We start from the raw sequence: 17016 nt of genomic DNA, 5'->3' as shown, positions 1-17016 counted from the left end.
GTTAACACCGCTAACGAAAATCGGGCGCCGGGTATGGAGAACACTCGGAGGTCAGCGACGACCTACTGGGAGGTGTGGTGAGCGAAGGCACTGGCACGCTCCCGGGAACCGCGGCCCTGACCCAGGTCGGCCGCCTGGCGACGTTGTCCTGGGAGGTCCTGCGCGCGATCTTCAAGCGCCCGTTCCAGTTCCGCGAGTGGATCCAGCAGTGCTGGTTCTTCGCCAGCGTCACGATCCTCCCCACCGCGCTGGTGGCCATCCCGTTCGGCGCGGTGATCGCGCTGCAGCTCGGCTCGCTGACCGCGCAGATCGGCGCCCAGTCGTTCACCGGCGCGGCCAGCGCGCTCGCCATCGTGCAGCAGGCGAGCCCGCTGATCACGGCGCTGCTCGTCGCGGGTGCCGGCGGCAGCGCGGTCTGCGCGGACATCGGCGCGCGCAAGATCCGCGAAGAGATCGACGCCATGGAAGTGCTGGGCGTCAACCCGATCCAGCGCCTGATCGTGCCGCGCGTGCTCGCCGCGATGGTCGTTTCGGTGCTGCTCAACGGCTTGGTCAGCGTGGTCGGCGTGCTCGGCGGCTACTTCTTCAACGTCGTCCTGCAGGGCGGCACACCCGGCGCGTACCTGGCCAGCTTCAACGCCCTCGCCCAGGTGCCGGACCTCTGGGTCAGCGAGATCAAGGCGCTGCTGTACGGCTTCGTCGCCGGGGTCGTCGCGGCGTTCCGCGGGCTGAACCCGGCGGGCGGGCCGAAGGGCGTCGGCGACGCGGTCAACCAGGCCGTCGTCATCACGTTCCTGCTGCTGTTCCTCATCAACGTCGTGCTCACCGCGATCTACCTGCGGATCGTCCCGCCGAAGGCCATGTGATGACGGCGGAACCCCTCGACACCACCGACCGGACGCTCGAGTACATCGCGCGTCCCGGCCAGAGCCTGGAAGGGCTCGGCAAGCAGCTCGCGTTCGCCGCGAAAGCGCTCGCCTGGTCGCCGCGCACGATCCGCCGCTACGGCCGGGAAACGCTGCGGCTGCTCACCGAAGTCTGCTTCGGCACCGGCGGCCTCGCGGTCATCGGCGGCACGCTCGGCGTGATGATCGGGATGACGCTCTTCACCGGCCTCATCGTCGGCCTGCAGGGCTATTCCGCGCTGAACCAGCTCGGCACGGCCGCGCTCACCGGGTTCATCTCCGCCTACTTCAACACGCGCGAGGTCGCGCCGCTGTCGGCCGGGCTCGCGCTGTCCGCGACCGTCGGCTGCGGCTTCACCGCCCAGCTCGGCGCGATGCGCATCTCCGAGGAGATCGACGCGCTCGAAGTCATGGGCGTGCCGAGCATGCCGTACCTGGTGACGACGCGGGTGCTCGCCGGCGTCGCCGCGGTGATCCCGCTGTACGCGGTCGGCCTGCTGTCGAGCTACCTCGCGTCCCGCCAGATCACCATCTGGCTCTACGGCCAGTCCGCGGGCACCTACGACCACTACTTCACGCTCTTCCTGCCACCCGGCGACGTCCTCTGGTCGTTCGGGAAGGTGATCGTGTTCAGCGTGCTGGTGATCCTGTCCCACTGCTACTACGGCTTCAACGCCAGCGGCGGCCCGGCCGGCGTCGGCGTCGCGGTGGGCCGCGCGGTGCGGACGTCGATCGTGCTGATCTCGGTCCTGGACTTCTTCCTGTCCCTCGCGATCTGGGGCGCCAACACGACGGTGAGGATCTCCGGGTGAGGCGCGAGCTGTGGCAGCGGCTCCGGTACCAGGTGCTGGGGCTCGCCTTCCTGCTCGTGGCCGCGTTGTTCATCGCGTTCACGCTCGCCGTCTACAACAAGGCGTTCACGCCGGTGACGCTCGTGAAGCTGGAGACCGACCGGGTCGGCAGCCAGCTGCGCACCGGCGGCGACGTCAAGGTCCGCGGCATGCTCGTCGGCGAAGTCCGCTCGGTGGTGGCCAAGGGCGACCACGCCGAGCTGGAGCTGGCGCTGGACCCGGGCAAGACGCACGTCATCCCCAAGAACGTCTCCGCGCGCTTGCTGCCGAAGACGCTCTTCGGCGAGCGGTACGTCGCCCTGCAGCTGCCCGAGACGTCCGAAGGCCCGATCAAGGCAGGCGACGTCATCCCGCAGGACCGCAGCAGCGCGGCGATCGAGCTGCAGAAGGTCCTCGACGACGTGATGCCGCTGCTGCAGGCCGTCCAGCCCGAGAAGCTGTCGAGCACGCTGACGGCGGTGTCGACCGCGCTCGAAGGCCGCGGCAAGCAGCTCGGCCAGACCCTCGTGCAGCTGAGCGACTACCTCGGCAAGCTCAACCCGTCGCTGCCGGACGTGAAGGCCGACATCACCGGCCTCGCGAACGTGGCGGACACCTACGACAAGGCCGCGCCGGACCTGCTGGCGGCGCTGTCCGACCTGACGACGACGAGCCGCACGATCGTCGACCAGCGCGCCCAGCTGAGCGACCTCTACGCGACCGTCACCGCGGCTTCCGTGGACCTGACGAACTTCCTGCAGGTCAACAAGGACAACCTGATCCGGCTCACCACGGCGATCCAGCCGACGCTCGACGTCCTGGCGAAGTACGCGCCCGAGTACCCGTGCCTGATGCGGCAGCTCGCGGAGTCGGTGCCGCGCGCGGAGCTGGCGTTCGGCAAGGGCACCGCGCACCCGGAAGTCAGCCGGGTCACCATCGAGTTCGCCGCCAGCCGCGGCAAGTACCTGCCCGGCGTCGACGAGCCGAAGTACGACGACAAGCGCGGGCCGCGCTGCTACCCGAGCGTCCCGCACCCTGGCGTGTGGCCGCAGTACCCGCCGGACGGCGCGATCAAGGACGGCTCCACCAAGCCCCCGCCGCCGAAGTACCCGCCCGAGGAGCTGCCCGCCGGAGGTGGCGCCATCGGCGGGTCCGGCACGATCGTCGGCTCGAGCTACGAGCACGACCTGATCGGGCTGCTCGCCTCGCCCGCGCTCGGCACCGCGCCGGGTGACGTGCCCGGCTGGGCCGGCCTGCTCGTCGGGCCGCTCTACCGCGGGGCGGAGGTGGAGCTCAAGTGAGGAGTTTCGTTCCCTCCCTGATCAAGCTGGCGGTCTTCGCCGTCGTCACCGTGCTGTTCACCGGGATCCTCGCGGCCACTATCGCGAACACCAACTTCGGCGAGACGTCCGGGTACCTGGCGAAGTTCACCGACGCGTCGGGGCTCAAGGAAGGCGACGACGTCCGCATCGCCGGCGTCAAGGTCGGGCAGGTCGACAAGATCGAGGTGGTCGAGGGCGAGCGCAACCTCGCGCAGGTGCGGTTCGACGTCGAGCACGCCTACCGGCTGCCGGAGACGGTGACCGCGACGATCAAGTACCGCAACCTGGTCGGCCAGCGCTACCTCGCGCTCGGCACCGACGTCCCCGGGCAGAAGGCCCTCGAAGACGGCGGCACGATCCCGCCCGAGCGCACCAAGCCCGCGCTCAACCTCACCGTGCTGTTCAACGGGTTCAAGCCGTTGTTCAAGGCGCTGAGCCCGAAGGACGTCAACCAGCTCTCGGCCGAGATCATCAGCGTCTTCCAGGGCGAGGGTGGCACGATCACCAGCCTGCTGCAGCACACCGCGTCCCTGACGACGGCCATCGCGAGCAAGGACCAGGTGATCGGCCAGGTCATCGCGAACCTCAACACCGTGCTCGGCACGGTCAACGCGCACGGCCCGCAGCTCGGCGACCTCATCGAGCAGACGCAGAAGCTGGTCAGCGGCCTGGCCGAGCAGCGCAAGCCGATCGGCGACGCGGTCAGCGCGCTCGGCGACCTCGCGGTGTCCACCACGGGCCTGCTGGCGGACGCGCGGCCGGCGCTCAAGGACGACGTCGCCCAGCTCGGGGTGCTCTCGCAGAACCTCGGCGACTCGGGCGAACTGCTCAACCACCTCCTCGAGGTGCTGCCGGGCAACCTGCAGAAGTTCACCCGGACGCTGAGCTACGGCAGCTGGTTCAACTACTACCTGTGCGGGATCACCGGCACCATCGGCATTTCCTCGCTCGACATCACCCTGCCGATCGTCCCCATCCCCGGTACGCAGCGCGCGGAGAGGTGTGGTCCGTGAAGCCGCTGAAGGAACGCAACCAGGCGGGAGTCGGCGCGGTCGCGCTCGTGCTGATCGTGCTCGTCACGGCCACGACGTACTTCTCCGACCAGCTCCCGTTCTTCGGCAACGGCACGACGTACTCGGCGTACTTCGGCGAGTCCGCCGGGCTGGCGCCGGACAACGAGGTCGAGGTCGCCGGGGTGAAGGTCGGCACCGTGTCCTCGGTTTCCCTCCAGGGCAAACAGGTCCTCGTCCGGTTCCGCGTCAAGGACGTCCGCGTCGGCGACGCGACGACGGCGTCCATCGAGATCAAGACGCTGCTGGGGGAGAAGTACCTCGCCATCGACCCCAAGGGCGGCGGCACGCAGGAGCCGGACGCGACGATCCCGCAGGCCCGCACGCGCACGCCGTTCCAGCTGCAGGACGCGTTCGAGCAGCTGTCGACGACGGTCGGCGACATCGACACGAAGCAGCTCGCGGACAGCTTCAACGCGCTCTCCGACAGCCTCAAGGACAGCCCGCAGTACCTGAAGGACACGCTGACCGGGCTGTCGTCGCTGGCTCGCACCGTGTCGTCCCGCGACGCCGATCTCCATACCTTGCTGGCCAACACGAGCCAGGTCTCGAAGACGCTGTCCGACCGCAACGCCCAGCTGCAGCGCGTGATCAGCGACGGCAATCTCCTGCTGGGCGAGCTGCAGAACCGCAAGAAGGCGATCAACGCGCTGCTCACCGGCACCCAGCAGCTCTCGCAGCAGCTGACCGGGCTGGTCCAGGACAACCGCGCGCAGCTGAAACCGACGCTGGACAAGCTCGGGAAGGTGACCGACATCCTGCAGCGCAACCAGGGCAACCTCGACAAGAGCCTGCAGCTGATGGCGCCGTTCGCCCGCGTCGGCGCGAACGCCACCGGCAACGGCCGCTGGTTCGAGGGCTACCTGTGCGGGCTGCTGCCGCCGACGATCAACGCCGGAGTCGTCACCATCAACCCCGAGGGCTGCACCCCGCCGATCGCGGCGCCGAACCAGGGGGTGGGCGGCCGATGACCATCCGGACCTACCGCGGGCGCAGCCTGGTGACGTGGCTGGCATTCGCGTGCGTGCTCGCGTTGCTGGTGACGGCCGGGCTGTGGCTGGTGTTCCGGGAATCCACCGGGACGAAGCTGTCCGCCTACTTCGGCAAGACCGTCGGGCTGTACGCGGGTTCGTCGGTGCGGGTGCTCGGCGTGCCGGTCGGGCAGGTCACCGACGTCACGCCGCAGGGCGACGCCGTGCGCGTGGACATGCGGGTGGACGACGTCTCGCTGCCCGCCGACGTCGGCGCGGTCGTCGTCGCGCCGAGCCTGGTCAGCGACCGGTACGTCCAGCTGACCCCGGCCTACGACAGCGGTCCGGTCCTGGCTTCGGGAACGGTGCTGGCGAAGGACCGCACGGCGACGCCGGTGGAGCTGGACGACCTGTACTCGAGCCTGGACAAGCTGTCGACGGCGCTGGGCCCGAACGGCGCCAACAAGGACGGCGCCCTGTCCGGCGTCCTGGACACCGCGGCGAACACGTTGAAGGGCAACGGTGCTTCGCTGAACTCGACGGTCGGGCAGCTCGCCGAGCTGGCCAAGACCCTGGACGGCTCGAAGGACGACCTGTTCTCGACCGTGCAGAACCTCAACTCGTTCACCGGTGCGCTGGCCCAGAGCGACCAGCAGCTCAACGAGTTCTACGGGCGCGTCGCCGACGTCAGCCAGTTCCTCGCGGCGGACTCGTCCGAGGTGGGTGCCGCGCTGCAGTCGCTCGGCGGGGCGCTCGGCGACGTCCAGACGTTCGTCAACGACAACAAGGGCGCGCTGGAGTCCAATATGGGCAAGCTGGCGTCGCTGTCGAAGGTCCTGGTCGACCAGCGGGCCGCGCTCGCCGAAGTCCTCGACATCGCCCCGACCGGCGCGACCAACTTCATCAACTCCTACGACGCCGCGTCGGGCACGATCGCCGTGCGCGACAACCTGAACGAGCTGACCAACCCGCCGATCCTCACCGTCTGCCGGCTGATCAGCTCGTTCACGCCGAAGCAGCTCCCGGACGCGCTGGGGAACATCTGCAAGCAGCTCGCGCCGGTGCTGGACGGCGCGTTGAAGCTGCCGACCGTCCCGCAGGTGCTGAACTCCCTGCAGAACGGGACCCTGCCACCGTTGCCGCTCCCGCTGGTGGACGTCATGGAACAGCTTTCGGGCGGTGCGAAGTGAAGCGGCTCGCGGGCGTGCTCGCCGGCGTGCTCGTGCTGGCGGCCTGCAGCGACGGCGGGTTCAACGGCCTCTACGGCACGCCGCTGCCGGGCGGCGCCGACGTCGGCGACCACCCGTACCACGTGACGGCGCTGTTCACCGACGTCCTGGACCTGGTGCCGCAGTCGAGCGTCAAGGTCAACGACGTCGCCGTCGGGCGGGTGGACAAGATTTCCCTGACGCCGGACACGCGGTCCGCGCTGGTGGCGATGACCGTCAACGGCGACATCGCGCTGCCCGCGAACGCGCGCGCCGAGCTGAAGCAGTCGTCGTTGCTGGGGGAGAAGTTCGTCGAGCTGAGCGTGCCGACGGCCGAGCCGGCCGCCGGTCATCTGGGTGATGGCGCGCAGATCCCGCTCGGGCGCACCAACCGCAACCCCGAGGTCGAGGAGGTGCTCGGCGCGCTTTCCCTGCTGCTCAACGGCGGCGGCGTCGAGCAGATCCAGAAGATCAGCCACGAGCTGAACGACGCGCTGTCGGGCAACGAGCCGGAAATCCGCGCGCTGCTGTCCCGAGTGGACGAACTGGCGACCCAGCTCGACGGGCACCGCACCGAAATCCTGCGCGCGATCGACGGGCTCGCGAAGCTGTCGAAGACGTTGACCGGGCAGACGCAGAACCTGTCGAACGCGCTGGACAACCTGGCGCCGGGCCTGAAGATCGTCACCGACCAGCGCGACCAGCTCGTGGGCATGCTGAACGCGTTGAACACGCTGTCCGGCGTCGCGGTCGACACCGTGACGAAGAGCCGTGACGAGCTCGTCGCGAACCTCAAGGCACTGCAGCCGACGCTGACGAAGCTCGGGGAAGCGGGCTCGAATTTGCCGAACGCCTTGCAGATCCTGATGACGTACCCGTTCCCGGACTACGCGGGCAACGTGATCAAGGGCGACTACGCGAACGTCGAGGCGAACGTGAACCTCGACCTCGACACGCTGATCCAGAACTTCACCAACTCGTCGCAGCCGCCGTTCGCGCTGCCCCAGACCATCGGCGGCCAGGCGCCGGTCGCGCCGCCGCTGCCGCTGCCCGACCTCGGTTCCGGGCCGCAGGCCGCGGGCCCGAACCTGCTGGGCGGCCTGCTCGGCCTGGTCGGGGGTGGCCGGTGACCACCCGCAAGATCCGCATCCAGCTGTTCGCGTTCGTCGTCATCGCGGTGGTTTCGGTCGTCTACGCCGGCGGCCGGTACGCCGGGCTGGACCGGCTGTTCGGCAACCGCGGCTACGTCGTCACGGCGCAGCTGACCGACTCCGGCGGCATCTTCGTCAACTCCGAGGTCGCCTACCGCGGGGTGACGGTCGGGCGCGTGACCGGGATGACCCTCACCGAGCACGGCGTCGACGTCGCACTCGACATCGACGCGGGCGCCCCGGACATCCCGGCCGACGCGCACGCCCAGGTGGCCAACCGCTCGGCGGTGGGCGAGCAGTTCGTCGACTTGCTGCCGCAGCACGACGGCGGCCCGTTCCTGAAGGACGGCTCGGTGATCACCCCGGACCGGACGTCGCTCCCGCCGTCGCCGGACACCGTGCTGTCGCATTTGGACGATCTCGTGGCGAGCGTGCACCCGGAGTCGCTGCGGACGGTCGTCGACGAGACGTACAACGCGTTCGCGGGCGCGGGACCGGAACTGCAGCAGCTGCTCGACAGCACCGGCTCGCTGACCGCCGTCGCCACGCAGTACGTCCCGCAGACGCAGGGGCTGTTCGCGAACTCGCGCGTCGTGCTGGACACGCAGCAGCGGCAGGCCGCGAACATCACCGACTTCGCCGCCGGCTTGAAGACGATTTCGGGCCAGCTCAAGAAGTCCGACCCGGACCTGCGCCGGGTGATCGCCCAGGCACCGCAGCTGAGCAGGCAGATCAGCGACGTGCTCGCCGCGTCCGGCACGGACCTGGGCGTGCTGTTCGCGAACCTGCTGACGACCGCGCAGATCACGTCGTCCCGGCGCGACTCGATCGAGGAACTGCTGGTGGCGTACCCGATCATCGGCGCGTTCTCGCCGTCGACGTCCCCGGACGGCACCGGTCACCTGGGCGTGGTGTTCAACTTCTTCGACCCCGCTTCGTGCACGAAGGGGTATGAGGGGACGAAGCAGCGTCCGGCGAACGATCTCGCTGAGGCGCCGGTGAACATGAACGCGTATTGCGCCGAGCCGCCCGGCAGCCCGACCGGGGTCCGCGGGGCGCAAAATGCCCCTTACGCCGGCAAACCGCCCGCGATCCCCGCCGCGCCTTCGCAGACCGCGGCCTCGGCTCCGCAGCCGCTCCCGGGGATGCTGAGCCTGCTGACGGGCCCGTCCTCGGGCGGCCTCGGCCGGCTGCTGGGCGCGCCGTGAAACTCCGTCTCCTGGTGGTGCTCACGGTGTTTTCCTTGCTGGCAGCGGCCTTCACGGGCTGGACGTGGTGGCGAGCCGCGTCCGACGACTCCTCGGCCCGAGGCCGCGAGCGCGACGCCGTGCTGGCGGCGGCGGGCCCCCAGCTGGTCACACTGAACACGATCGACTACCGCTCGGCGGCGGCGGACGTCGACCGCTGGATCGCGGCGGCGACCGGCCAGTACGGAAAGGACCTTTCCGGCGACCGCCAAGTCCAGATCGACCGGGCGACTTCCGCGCGCACGGTGTCCACGGCGTCCCTGGTCCAGGCGGCGGTGTCGGAGATCGACGTCGCCGCGGGTTCGGCCCGTCTGCTGGCGGTGCTGGACGTCCGGGTGTCGACGGGCGGTTCGCCTGCCGCACCCAAACTGAACCGGCTGACGGTGGACGTCTCGCGGTCGGCGTCGGGGTGGAAGATCGCCGGCGTCCAGGCGGCCGGATCATGACGAGGGTGCTGGCTTTGGTGACCGCGCTGGCCCTGGGCTGTGCGGTGTGGTTCGGCGTCGAGGCGGCTTCTCTGTCTCCTGGTTCGAACCAGGCCCTGGTGGATTCCGCTGCTACGGCTTCGGTTTCTGCTGAGGTCAGTGATGCGGTGAAGTCGGTTTTTTCTTACGACTACACGAATCTGGCCCGGACCGAGCGGGCGGCTTCCCAGGTGTTGACGGGGGAGGCGGTGGGTCAGTACCAGGCCCAGTTCACTTCGGCACGTACTCGGGCTGCGGCTGAGAAGCTGGTTCGGACTACGACGGTGCGGGCGGTGGGGGTGCGGTCTTTGGTGGGGGATGACGCTTCGTTGTTGTTGTTCTTGGATCAGCAGACGGTTGGTTCGGGTGGGGCGCTTTCGTCTTCGGTGGCTCAGCTGGCGGTGACGGCTCGGCGGGTTGATGGGCATTGGAAGATTTCTTCTTTGACTGCTTTGTAGATCGTTGATCACCTGATCGTGTGATGAACATGTGTTCGTGTGCCCGGTAATCTTGGGGTGTGGACAGAGAAACGGTGTGGCAAGCGGATGCGGAGGCCTTGGCCGACCGCATCGTTTCGCTGCTCACCGTGGTGCGGTCTGCTGAGGCGGAAATCGGTGCGCTGCTGGTGGAAATCGAATCCCGCGGCGTGTTGGAACTCTTCGGATACCGCACCACCGCACGCCTCTACGAACACCTCGCCGACATTCCGCACGCCGCCGCCAGACGCACCGTCACCCGCGCCCAGGCCCTGCACTCCGCCCATACTCTCGACGCCACCCTCGCCGTCGCCCCGGCCACCGGCGCCGCCGCGCTCACCGGCCGGTTGAGCACCCCGATGATCGACACCATCATCGACGCCGTCACCCGCATCCCCGCCCCTCACCGCGACGATGCCGAAGCCGACCTGCTCACCTTCGCCGCCGACGCGGGCCACAAACAAGTCGCCGCTCTGGGCGCCCGGATCCTGGCCCACCTCGACCCCGACGGCCCCGCACCCGAGGACACCGAACCCGCCACCCCTACCCGGGAACTGTCGTTGCGTCGAAGACGCACCGGAACCTGGGAACTGACGGGCCGCTTCGACGACGAGACCGGCACCCGTGCCAGCGCTCTCCTGGATGCGTTGGCCGAACGCCGCGGCACCGACGACCTCCGCTCCCCGCAAGAGCGTTACGGCGACGCCTTCTCCGACGCGGTCGACCTCGCGTTGAATTCCCCCGACCTCCCCGCCCAGGCGGGTGAACGTGTCCACGTGATGGTCGCGGTCTCCCTCACCGACCTCCAGTCCGGCCTGGGCACGGCCACGCTCGGCGACACCGGCGTCATCACAGCTGCCGAAGCCCGCCTGCACGCCTGCGACTGCAAGCTGATCCCCGCCGTCCTGGGTTCCGCCAGCGAGCCTCTGGACTTGGGCCGCGCCCGCCGCCTGATCAGCCCCGGCCTACGCCGCGCGTTGTTCCTACGTGACCGTGGCTGCGCGTTCCCCGGCTGCCATCGCCCACCCCGGCACTGCCAGGGCCACCACATCCGGCACTGGGCCGACGGCGGCCCGACCGAACTGGCGAACCTGGTCCTGTTGTGCGGTCACCATCACCGGCTCCTGCATCGCTCGGGCTGGCAGGTCCGCATCGCTCCTGACGGCCACCCCGAATTCCTGCCCCCACGGTTCTTGGACAAACGCCGAAAACCCAGGCGCAACAACCTGCATCAGCCGCTGCCATTCGCAGCCTGAACACGGGACAGGCCCGCAGCCACCGGCTACGGGCCTACCTCCACGCCCTCAATCAACCCCCTACGCCCCAGCGGCCCCACGCCCAGCCACCCCGCGGCCCAGCCACCCGCGGCCCGGGCTCTGCACGCCCCAGCCACCCCAGGCCCCAGCCGCCCCACGCCCCAACCACCCGCGGCCCGGGCTCTGCGCGACCTTTCCGCGTTTGTTGCGCTCCGCAAGCGCCCTAGCTGCTTCCTAGCCTGGGTTCGCGTGCTCCTGCGGCGCCAATCGCCATCCGCCCGCTACCTCCCGGGCGGGTTTGGTCTGTCCCGCGGCATCAACCGCCATCCATCCGCTGCCTCGCGGCCTGGTTCTGCGCGGCTTTCGGCGTTGTCGCGACCTGCCCGTGCCCCAGCTCTTTCCGACTTGGGCTCCGCGACCTCAATCCGCCCGCCGCCTGCGCCCCCCGGTTCAGCGCGCCCCTGCGGCGTCAAGACACCATCCGCCCACGCTGCCTTCCGGCGCTGGCTCTGCGCGACCTTCCGCCATCTTCCGTCGACTGCCGGCGCCTCAGCTGGACCCCGTGCGCCAAGTCACCCCGCAGCCCTCTCGATGCGTGACCTTCGGCATCTACCGCCGACTGCCGGCGCCTCAGCCAGACCCCGCGCGCCCGGTCACTCCGCAGCCCTGTCCGTGCGTGACGAATGCCAACTACCTGCGCCCCAGCTATACCCCGGCCCGAGTTCAGCGCGCCCCGCGGCCTCTCGCCATCCGCCTGCAGCCTCCGCCATCTGCCACGACCGTCCGCGCCCCAGCAGTCACCCAGCCCCGGCCCGGCTCACCGACCGTCGAGCCCCTCAACCGCCGAGCAGGCCCCGCGCAAATCCCTCACCCGTCCCAAACCGAAGCCCCCTGCCGCAGCACTGAGACCCCGGACGGATCCGTCACCGGCCACAGCTCCACCACATACCGGTAATGCTCCCCGAACTCATGCTCGTTCCACGTCACCGACGGCGGCCCAGCCGGCACATACGAAACCCGAGCCCGGTACAACCCCGCCACCACCGAAAAGAACTTCTCCTGCGACGGGTAGTCCGAAGGCCCGGAAATCACCACCCGGCCACTCGGAACCGGAAGATCCGCTTCCACCACGTGCTCCGCCTCCGCGATCACCGCGGGCGGGGACGGCACCAACGTCACCGAAGACTCCACCACATCCGAGCGGGCCGTCACGATCGCGATGCCGCCGGGTTCGGAAGCGATCCGGTGGTCGAGGGCGGCCGGGGTCCAGCCGCTGCCGGTCAGGTGGGATGCCGAGTCGCGGAGGGAGAACTGGCGCTGGTCGGCGTGGACTACCAAAAGCACACCTACCACCCTAGCCAGGACCCGCCCCGAAATGGTATCGACGGCGGGGTTAGCGTTGGGGCCATGACCACTGCTTCCGTCGACGTCGACACGGCCCGCAGCGACTACGCGGCCCTGGTCGGCCGAGGCCTCTCCCTGGACATCACCCGTGGCAAGCCGTCGCCTGAGCAGCTCGACCTTTCGAACGCGCTGCTGAGCCTCCCCGGCGATGGCTCCTTCAAGGCCGAAGACGGCACCGACGTCCGCAACTACGGTGGCCTGAAGGGCCTGGCCGAGCTGCGCCGCATCTTCGCCGGCGCGCTGCAGGTGCCCGCCGAGCAGCTGCTTGCCGCCGGGAACTCGAGCCTCGAGCTGATGCACGACGCCGTCGTGCAGGCGCTGCTGAGCAAGCTGCCCGGGGCCGAGCGCCGGTGGGCCGACGAGCCGCAGATCAAGTTCCTCGCGCCCGTTCCGGGGTACGACCGGCACTTCGCGCTCACCGAGCGGTTCGGCATCGAGCTCGTCCCGGTCGCGATGACCGACGAGGGCCCGGACATGGACGCCGTCGAGACGCTGGTCGCCGAAGACCCCGCCGTCAAGGGGATCTGGTGCGTCCCGAAGTACAGCAACCCGACCGGGGTCACGTTCAGTGACGACGTCGTGAAGCGGCTCGCCACCATGCGCACCGCGGCGCCGGACTTCCGGATCTTCTGGGACAACGCCTACGCCGTGCACCACCTCACCGACGACGAGCCGGAGCTGGCCGACCTGCTGGCGCTGGCCACCGAGGCCGGCAACGCCGACCGCGTGTTCGTCTTCGGCTCGACCTCCAAGATCACCCTGGCCGGGGCCGGCGTCGGGTTCTTCGGGGCTTCCGAGGCCAACCTCGCCTGGTGGACCGGCAACATCGGCAAGCGCACCATCGGCCCGGACAAGGTCAACCAGCTGCGCCACGCCCACTTCCTCAAGGACGAGGCCGGCGTCCGCGCCCACATGCGCAAGCACGCCGAGATCATCGGGCCGAAGTTCGCGGCCGTCGACCGCATCCTCACCGAGGAGCTGGCCGACCTCGCGTCCTGGACCAAGCCGACCGGCGGTTACTTCATCACGCTGACCGTCCCCGCGGGCACCGCCAAGGAGGTCGTGCGGCTGGCCAAGGAGGCGGGGGTCGCGCTGACCCCCGCCGGGGCGACCCACCCGCACGGGGCCGACCCGGACGACGCCGTGATCCGGATCGCGCCGACCTTCCCGAAGCTCGCCGAGGTCGAAGAGGCCGTCCGCGCGCTGGCCGTCTGCGTCCGGCTCGCGGTCGCCGAACGCGGCTGACCAGGCGAAAGACAACCGGGAAGAATTTTTTCCCGATTTGACCGAGCCGGGGGCCGTCCAGGTACGTATCACCGTTGGGTGAGGTGGACGAACTCGTCACGAGAGGACGTCCCCCGGTGTTCGGAAAACGCTACACACGGCAGCTGATCGAGCGCAGCGCGGAGAACGCGACCGACCGCCGCCGCTTCCTCAAGGCTGCGGGAGCGGCGGGGCTCGGCGTCGCGGGCGCCGGCGCGCTCGGCACGGCGCTGTCGCTGGGGCTCGGCTCGGCCGGTGCCACGCAGCAGTACGGCGCGCAGGGCGGCGATGCCGCGAAGGAGGCGGCGAGCGACGCCGCCGTGCTGAACTTCGCGCTCAACCTGGAGTACCTGGAGGCGAACCTCTACTCGTTCGCCGTCTCCGGCTACGGGCTGAACGAGAAGTACGTCAACGGCATCGGCAACCTCGGCAAGGTCTCCGGCGGGCACGCCGTGAAGTTCAAGAGCGAGCACGTCAAGCAGATCGTCCAGGAGATCGCCGGCGACGAGGTCGCCCACGTCAGCTTCCTGCGCAAGGCGCTCGACAAAGCCGCCGTCGCGCAGCCGGAGATCGACTTCCAGAACAGCTTCACCGCGGCCATGCAGGCCGCGGGTGTGATCAAGCAGGGCCAGACGTTCGACCCGTTCGCCAGCGAGAACAACTTCCTGCTCGCCGCGTACCTGTTCGAAGACGTCGGCGTGTCCGCCTACAAGGGCGCGGCGCCGCTGGTCAACAACAAGACCTTCCTCGACGCGGCGGCGGGCATCCTCGCGGTCGAGGCCTACCACGCGGGCATCGTGCGCGCGCAGCTGTTCGAACGCGGCCTCGGCGACGTCACGAACAAGATGTCCGACGCCCGCGACAGCCTCGACGGCAAGGCCGACGACGACGAAGGCGTGCTCAAGGACGGCAAGGCGAACCTCGTGCCTGCCGACGCCAACGGCATCGCGTTCGGCCGGTCGGCCGACCGCGTGCTCAACATCGCCTACCTCAACCCGGACAAGGTGTCCTCGGGCGGTTTCTTCCCGCGCGGCCTCAACGGCGACATCGCCACCAGTGGCGCCAAGGAGTGAGCCCCGCGTGCCGCCGTCACGGTAACGTCGTGGTCGGCGGCACGCGGAGTCCACGAGGGGGAGCAGGGTGCGGGTACTGGTTGCGGGTGGCGGGATCTCCGGCACGGTCACGGCGATGGCGCTGAAGCTCGCCGGGCACGAGCCGGTCGTCTTCGAGGCCTACCCGGCGGGCGGGGACGACATCGGCGCGTTCCTCACGATCATGCACAACGGCATGGACGCCCTGCGCGCGATCGGTGCCGACCAGCCCGTGATCGACGCGTCCTTCGCGGCGATCGGGGTCGAGCTGGTCGCCCCGAACGGCGAGACCGTGGGGCGCCGCGAGTTCGACACCGAAGGCCTCGACGGGCCGCGCACGATGACCCGCGCGACGCTCTACCGCGTCCTCCAGGACGAAGCCGCGCGCCGGGGCGTGCCGCTCGAACGCGGCAAACGCCTCGTGAGCGCGGAGACCGGACCGGACGGCGTCACGGCGGAGTTCGCGGACAGCACCACCGAAACGGGTGACGTGTTGGTCGGCGCGGACGGGTTGCGTTCGGTCGTCCGGCGGCTGATCGACCCGGCCGCGGACGAGCCGCGCTACACCGGGCTGACCGTCGTGTACGGCTACACCCGCGCCGAGGGGCTCCCGGCGGCGCCCGGGGTCTACCGGATGGTCCGCGGCAGCAAAGCGGCGTTCGGGTTCACCACCGACCCGGACGGCGCCACGTTCTGGTTCGCCCGCATCCCGGACGCCGAGCGCCCGCGCGCGGAGATCGCCGCGGTCACCCCGGCGGGCTGGCGCGAGTTCGCGCACGCGGCGTTCGAGGGAGAACCGTTGCCCTGCGCCGAAATCGTCGCCGCCACCGGTGACGAGGTGTTCGGCGGCCACTCCTACGACGTCCCCGAAACGCGCGTCTGGTCGACACCGGAGATGGTGCTGACCGGGGACGCCGCGCACGCCGCGTCCCCGGCCGCGGGCCAGGGCGCATCGATGGCGCTGGAGGACAGCGTGATCCTCGCGCAGTGCCTGCGCGACCTGCCGGACCCGGCGTCGGCTTTCGCGGCGTACGAAGGCTTGCGGCGCGAGCGGGTCGAGAAGCTGGTGAAGGCGAGCGCGGGCGGGGACGTCGGCGAGGAACGCGGCTGGCTCTACTCGCACCACATCGACTGGGACGCGAAGATCACCGCCCGATGAGCCTCGGCCCGCCGCCCCGGCGCATCGACGTCACCGCCGACCAGGTGCGGCGGCTCGTCGCCGCGCAGTTCCCGCACTGGGCGGACCTTCCCGTGCGTCCCGTGGCGAACGGCGGCTGGGACAACCGGACCTTCCACCTCGGCGACGCGATGTCGGTGCGGCTGCCCAGCGCGGCCGAGTACGCCCTGGCCGTCGAGAAGGAACAGCGCTGGCTCCCGGTGCTCGCGCCCCGGCTGCCGCTGCCGATTCCGGTTCCCCTGGCGGAAGGCCGGCCCGGAGCGGACTACCCGTTCGCGTGGTCGGTTTACCCGTGGCTCGACGGCGAACCGGCGACGGCGGAGGGCATCGCGGACCCCGTCGGGTTCGCGACCGACCTGGCCGGGTTCCTGGCGGCGCTGCAGGACGTCGACCCCACGGGCGTACCCGGGCCGGGGAAGCACAACTGGTTCCGGGGCGGCCCGCTGCACACCTACGACGAGCTGGTCCGGCACCTGCTCGACGACCTGACCGGCGAAATCTGGCAGGTCGCGCTCGACGCGCGCTGGGACGGGGTGGCGCGCTGGCTGCACGGCGACGTCGCCGCCGGGAACCTGTTGCTGGACAAGGGGAAGCTCGCCGCGGTCATCGACTTCGGCAGCTGCGGCGCCGGCGATCCGGCCTGCGACGTGGCCATCGCGTGGACGCTGCTGACCGCCGGCGGCCGCCGGGTGTTCCGCGAGCGGCTGGCGATCGACGACGCCACGTGGGCCCGCGGCCGCGGCTGGGCGCTGTGGAAGACGCTCGGCACCCGGTCCCGCGCGCACGGCCGTGAAGCCGCCGAAGCGGAGCGCGTCCTCGGCGAAATCCGTGCCGAGTACGGCGGCTGACGTCAGGCGCCGCACGAGTCGCGGATGACCAGTTTCGTCGGCAGCCGCACCGGTTCGGGGGCGCCCACGTTCTCGATCATCGCCAGCAGCGCGCCGGCCGCCGCCGTGCCGAAGCCGGGCTTGTCCTGGGCCACCGTCGTGAGTGCCGGGTCCACCAGCGACGCCACCTCGATGTCGTCGAACCCGACCACCGCCAGGTCGTCCGGCACCCGCAGCCCGGCCGCGCGGGCCGCCAGCAGGGCGCCGACCGCCATCTCGTCGCTGGCCGCGAACACCGCCGTCGGCGGGTCCTTGCGCGCGAGGAGCCGGCGCATGCCGACGAAGCCGCTCTCG

At 70.1% G+C, this 17016-nt stretch carries 17 protein-coding genes; 15 read left to right on the top strand and 2 right to left on the bottom strand.

The features are described from left to right. The first annotated feature begins 77 nt into the window (after window positions 1-77). Genes G3I65_RS12160 through G3I65_RS12110 form a run of 11 tightly spaced genes read left to right on the top strand, consistent with a single transcriptional unit; the run spans window position 78 to window position 10900 of the window. Window positions 78-866: an ABC transporter permease gene (locus G3I65_RS12160; RefSeq protein ID WP_125306715.1), complete on the top strand. Its 789-nt coding sequence runs from the start codon at window positions 78-80 to the stop codon at window positions 864-866. Further along, entirely contained in the window at window positions 866-1717 is an 852-nt protein-coding gene (locus tag G3I65_RS12155; RefSeq protein ID WP_163046676.1) for an ABC transporter permease, read from the top strand. Before G3I65_RS12160 ends, G3I65_RS12155 begins: the two co-directional genes overlap by 1 nt. Continuing rightward, window positions 1714-3036: an MCE family protein gene (locus G3I65_RS12150; RefSeq protein ID WP_160696194.1), complete on the top strand. Its 1323-nt coding sequence runs from the start codon at window positions 1714-1716 to the stop codon at window positions 3034-3036. Before G3I65_RS12155 ends, G3I65_RS12150 begins: the two co-directional genes overlap by 4 nt. Beyond that, window positions 3033-4070, top strand: a complete 1038-nt coding sequence (locus G3I65_RS12145) for an MCE family protein (RefSeq protein WP_160696193.1) — start codon at window positions 3033-3035, stop codon at window positions 4068-4070. The genes G3I65_RS12150 and G3I65_RS12145 overlap by 4 nt, the downstream gene beginning before the upstream one ends. After that, entirely contained in the window at window positions 4067-5098 is a 1032-nt protein-coding gene (locus G3I65_RS12140) for an MCE family protein (RefSeq protein WP_309235416.1), read from the top strand. Before G3I65_RS12145 ends, G3I65_RS12140 begins: the two co-directional genes overlap by 4 nt. Next, window positions 5095-6288 (top strand): MCE family protein, encoded by a 1194-nt coding sequence (locus G3I65_RS12135; protein ID WP_160696191.1) that lies wholly within the window; start codon window positions 5095-5097, stop codon window positions 6286-6288. Before G3I65_RS12140 ends, G3I65_RS12135 begins: the two co-directional genes overlap by 4 nt. Next, window positions 6285-7436 carry an MCE family protein gene (locus G3I65_RS12130; protein ID WP_160696190.1) on the top strand — a complete coding sequence of 384 codons (1152 nt, stop codon included), beginning with the start codon at window positions 6285-6287 and terminating at the stop codon, window positions 7434-7436. The genes G3I65_RS12135 and G3I65_RS12130 overlap by 4 nt, the downstream gene beginning before the upstream one ends. Then, window positions 7433-8665 (top strand): MCE family protein, encoded by a 1233-nt coding sequence (locus G3I65_RS12125; RefSeq protein ID WP_160696189.1) that lies wholly within the window; start codon window positions 7433-7435, stop codon window positions 8663-8665. Before G3I65_RS12130 ends, G3I65_RS12125 begins: the two co-directional genes overlap by 4 nt. After that, on the top strand, window positions 8662-9150 hold the full coding sequence (locus tag G3I65_RS12120) for a hypothetical protein (protein ID WP_160696188.1): 489 nt from the start codon (window positions 8662-8664) through the stop codon (window positions 9148-9150). Before G3I65_RS12125 ends, G3I65_RS12120 begins: the two co-directional genes overlap by 4 nt. Further along, window positions 9147-9626 (top strand): hypothetical protein, encoded by a 480-nt coding sequence (locus G3I65_RS12115; protein ID WP_160696187.1) that lies wholly within the window; start codon window positions 9147-9149, stop codon window positions 9624-9626. The genes G3I65_RS12120 and G3I65_RS12115 overlap by 4 nt, the downstream gene beginning before the upstream one ends. A 59-nt stretch (window positions 9627-9685) precedes the next feature. Then, the gene (locus tag G3I65_RS12110; RefSeq protein WP_309235415.1) at window positions 9686-10900 is read left to right on the top strand and encodes a DUF222 domain-containing protein; all 1215 of its coding nucleotides are present in this window, start codon (window positions 9686-9688) and stop codon (window positions 10898-10900) included. Window positions 10901-11767: 867 nt separating this feature from the next. Here the strand turns inward: G3I65_RS12110 and G3I65_RS12105 are convergent. Next, a complete protein-coding gene (locus tag G3I65_RS12105; protein ID WP_160696186.1) occupies window positions 11768-12244 on the bottom strand; it encodes a hypothetical protein in 477 nt (158 codons plus the stop codon). 63 nt (window positions 12245-12307) lie between these two features. Here G3I65_RS12105 and G3I65_RS12100 point away from each other — a divergent pair, with 63 nt between their 5' ends. The 4 genes from G3I65_RS12100 (at window position 12308) to G3I65_RS12085 (ending at window position 16683) form a co-directional block, all read left to right on the top strand. Continuing rightward, window positions 12308-13549 carry an aminotransferase class I/II-fold pyridoxal phosphate-dependent enzyme gene (locus tag G3I65_RS12100; protein WP_160696185.1) on the top strand — a complete coding sequence of 414 codons (1242 nt, stop codon included), beginning with the start codon at window positions 12308-12310 and terminating at the stop codon, window positions 13547-13549. A 116-nt stretch (window positions 13550-13665) separates the two neighbouring features. Further along, on the top strand, window positions 13666-14640 hold the full coding sequence (locus G3I65_RS12095) for a ferritin-like domain-containing protein (RefSeq protein WP_160696184.1): 975 nt from the start codon (window positions 13666-13668) through the stop codon (window positions 14638-14640). Between the two features lie 67 nt (window positions 14641-14707). Further along, window positions 14708-15817, top strand: coding sequence for an NAD(P)/FAD-dependent oxidoreductase (locus tag G3I65_RS12090; RefSeq protein WP_160696183.1), 1110 nt, complete (start codon window positions 14708-14710; stop codon window positions 15815-15817). Continuing rightward, entirely contained in the window at window positions 15814-16683 is an 870-nt protein-coding gene (locus tag G3I65_RS12085) for an aminoglycoside phosphotransferase family protein (protein ID WP_160696182.1), read from the top strand. Before G3I65_RS12090 ends, G3I65_RS12085 begins: the two co-directional genes overlap by 4 nt. A gap of 2 nt (window positions 16684-16685) precedes the next feature. On the opposite strand, the gene G3I65_RS12080 is transcribed toward G3I65_RS12085, so the two are convergent. Further along, window positions 16686-17016, bottom strand: a 331-nt coding sequence (locus G3I65_RS12080) for a substrate-binding domain-containing protein (RefSeq protein ID WP_160696181.1), incomplete at its 5' end; no start/stop codon positions are given.

It is taken from the genome of Amycolatopsis sp. SID8362 (assembly GCF_010550475.1).
Lineage (GTDB): Bacteria > Actinomycetota > Actinomycetes > Mycobacteriales > Pseudonocardiaceae > Amycolatopsis > Amycolatopsis eburnea.
The sequence above is the reverse complement of the archived record's forward strand: the minus strand, read 5'-3'. Positions and strand labels throughout refer to the sequence as shown.

Coding starts and splice junctions, on each gene's coding strand:
- G3I65_RS12135 (WP_160696191.1), top strand. CDS start 5,095: ATGACCATCCGGACCTACCGCGGGCGCAGCCTGGTGACGTGGCTGGCA.
- G3I65_RS12115 (WP_160696187.1), top strand. CDS start 9,147: ATGACGAGGGTGCTGGCTTTGGTGACCGCGCTGGCCCTGGGCTGTGCG.
- G3I65_RS12100 (WP_160696185.1), top strand. CDS start 12,308: ATGACCACTGCTTCCGTCGACGTCGACACGGCCCGCAGCGACTACGCG.
- G3I65_RS12085 (WP_160696182.1), top strand. CDS start 15,814: ATGAGCCTCGGCCCGCCGCCCCGGCGCATCGACGTCACCGCCGACCAG.
- G3I65_RS12155 (WP_163046676.1), top strand. CDS start 866: ATGACGGCGGAACCCCTCGACACCACCGACCGGACGCTCGAGTACATC.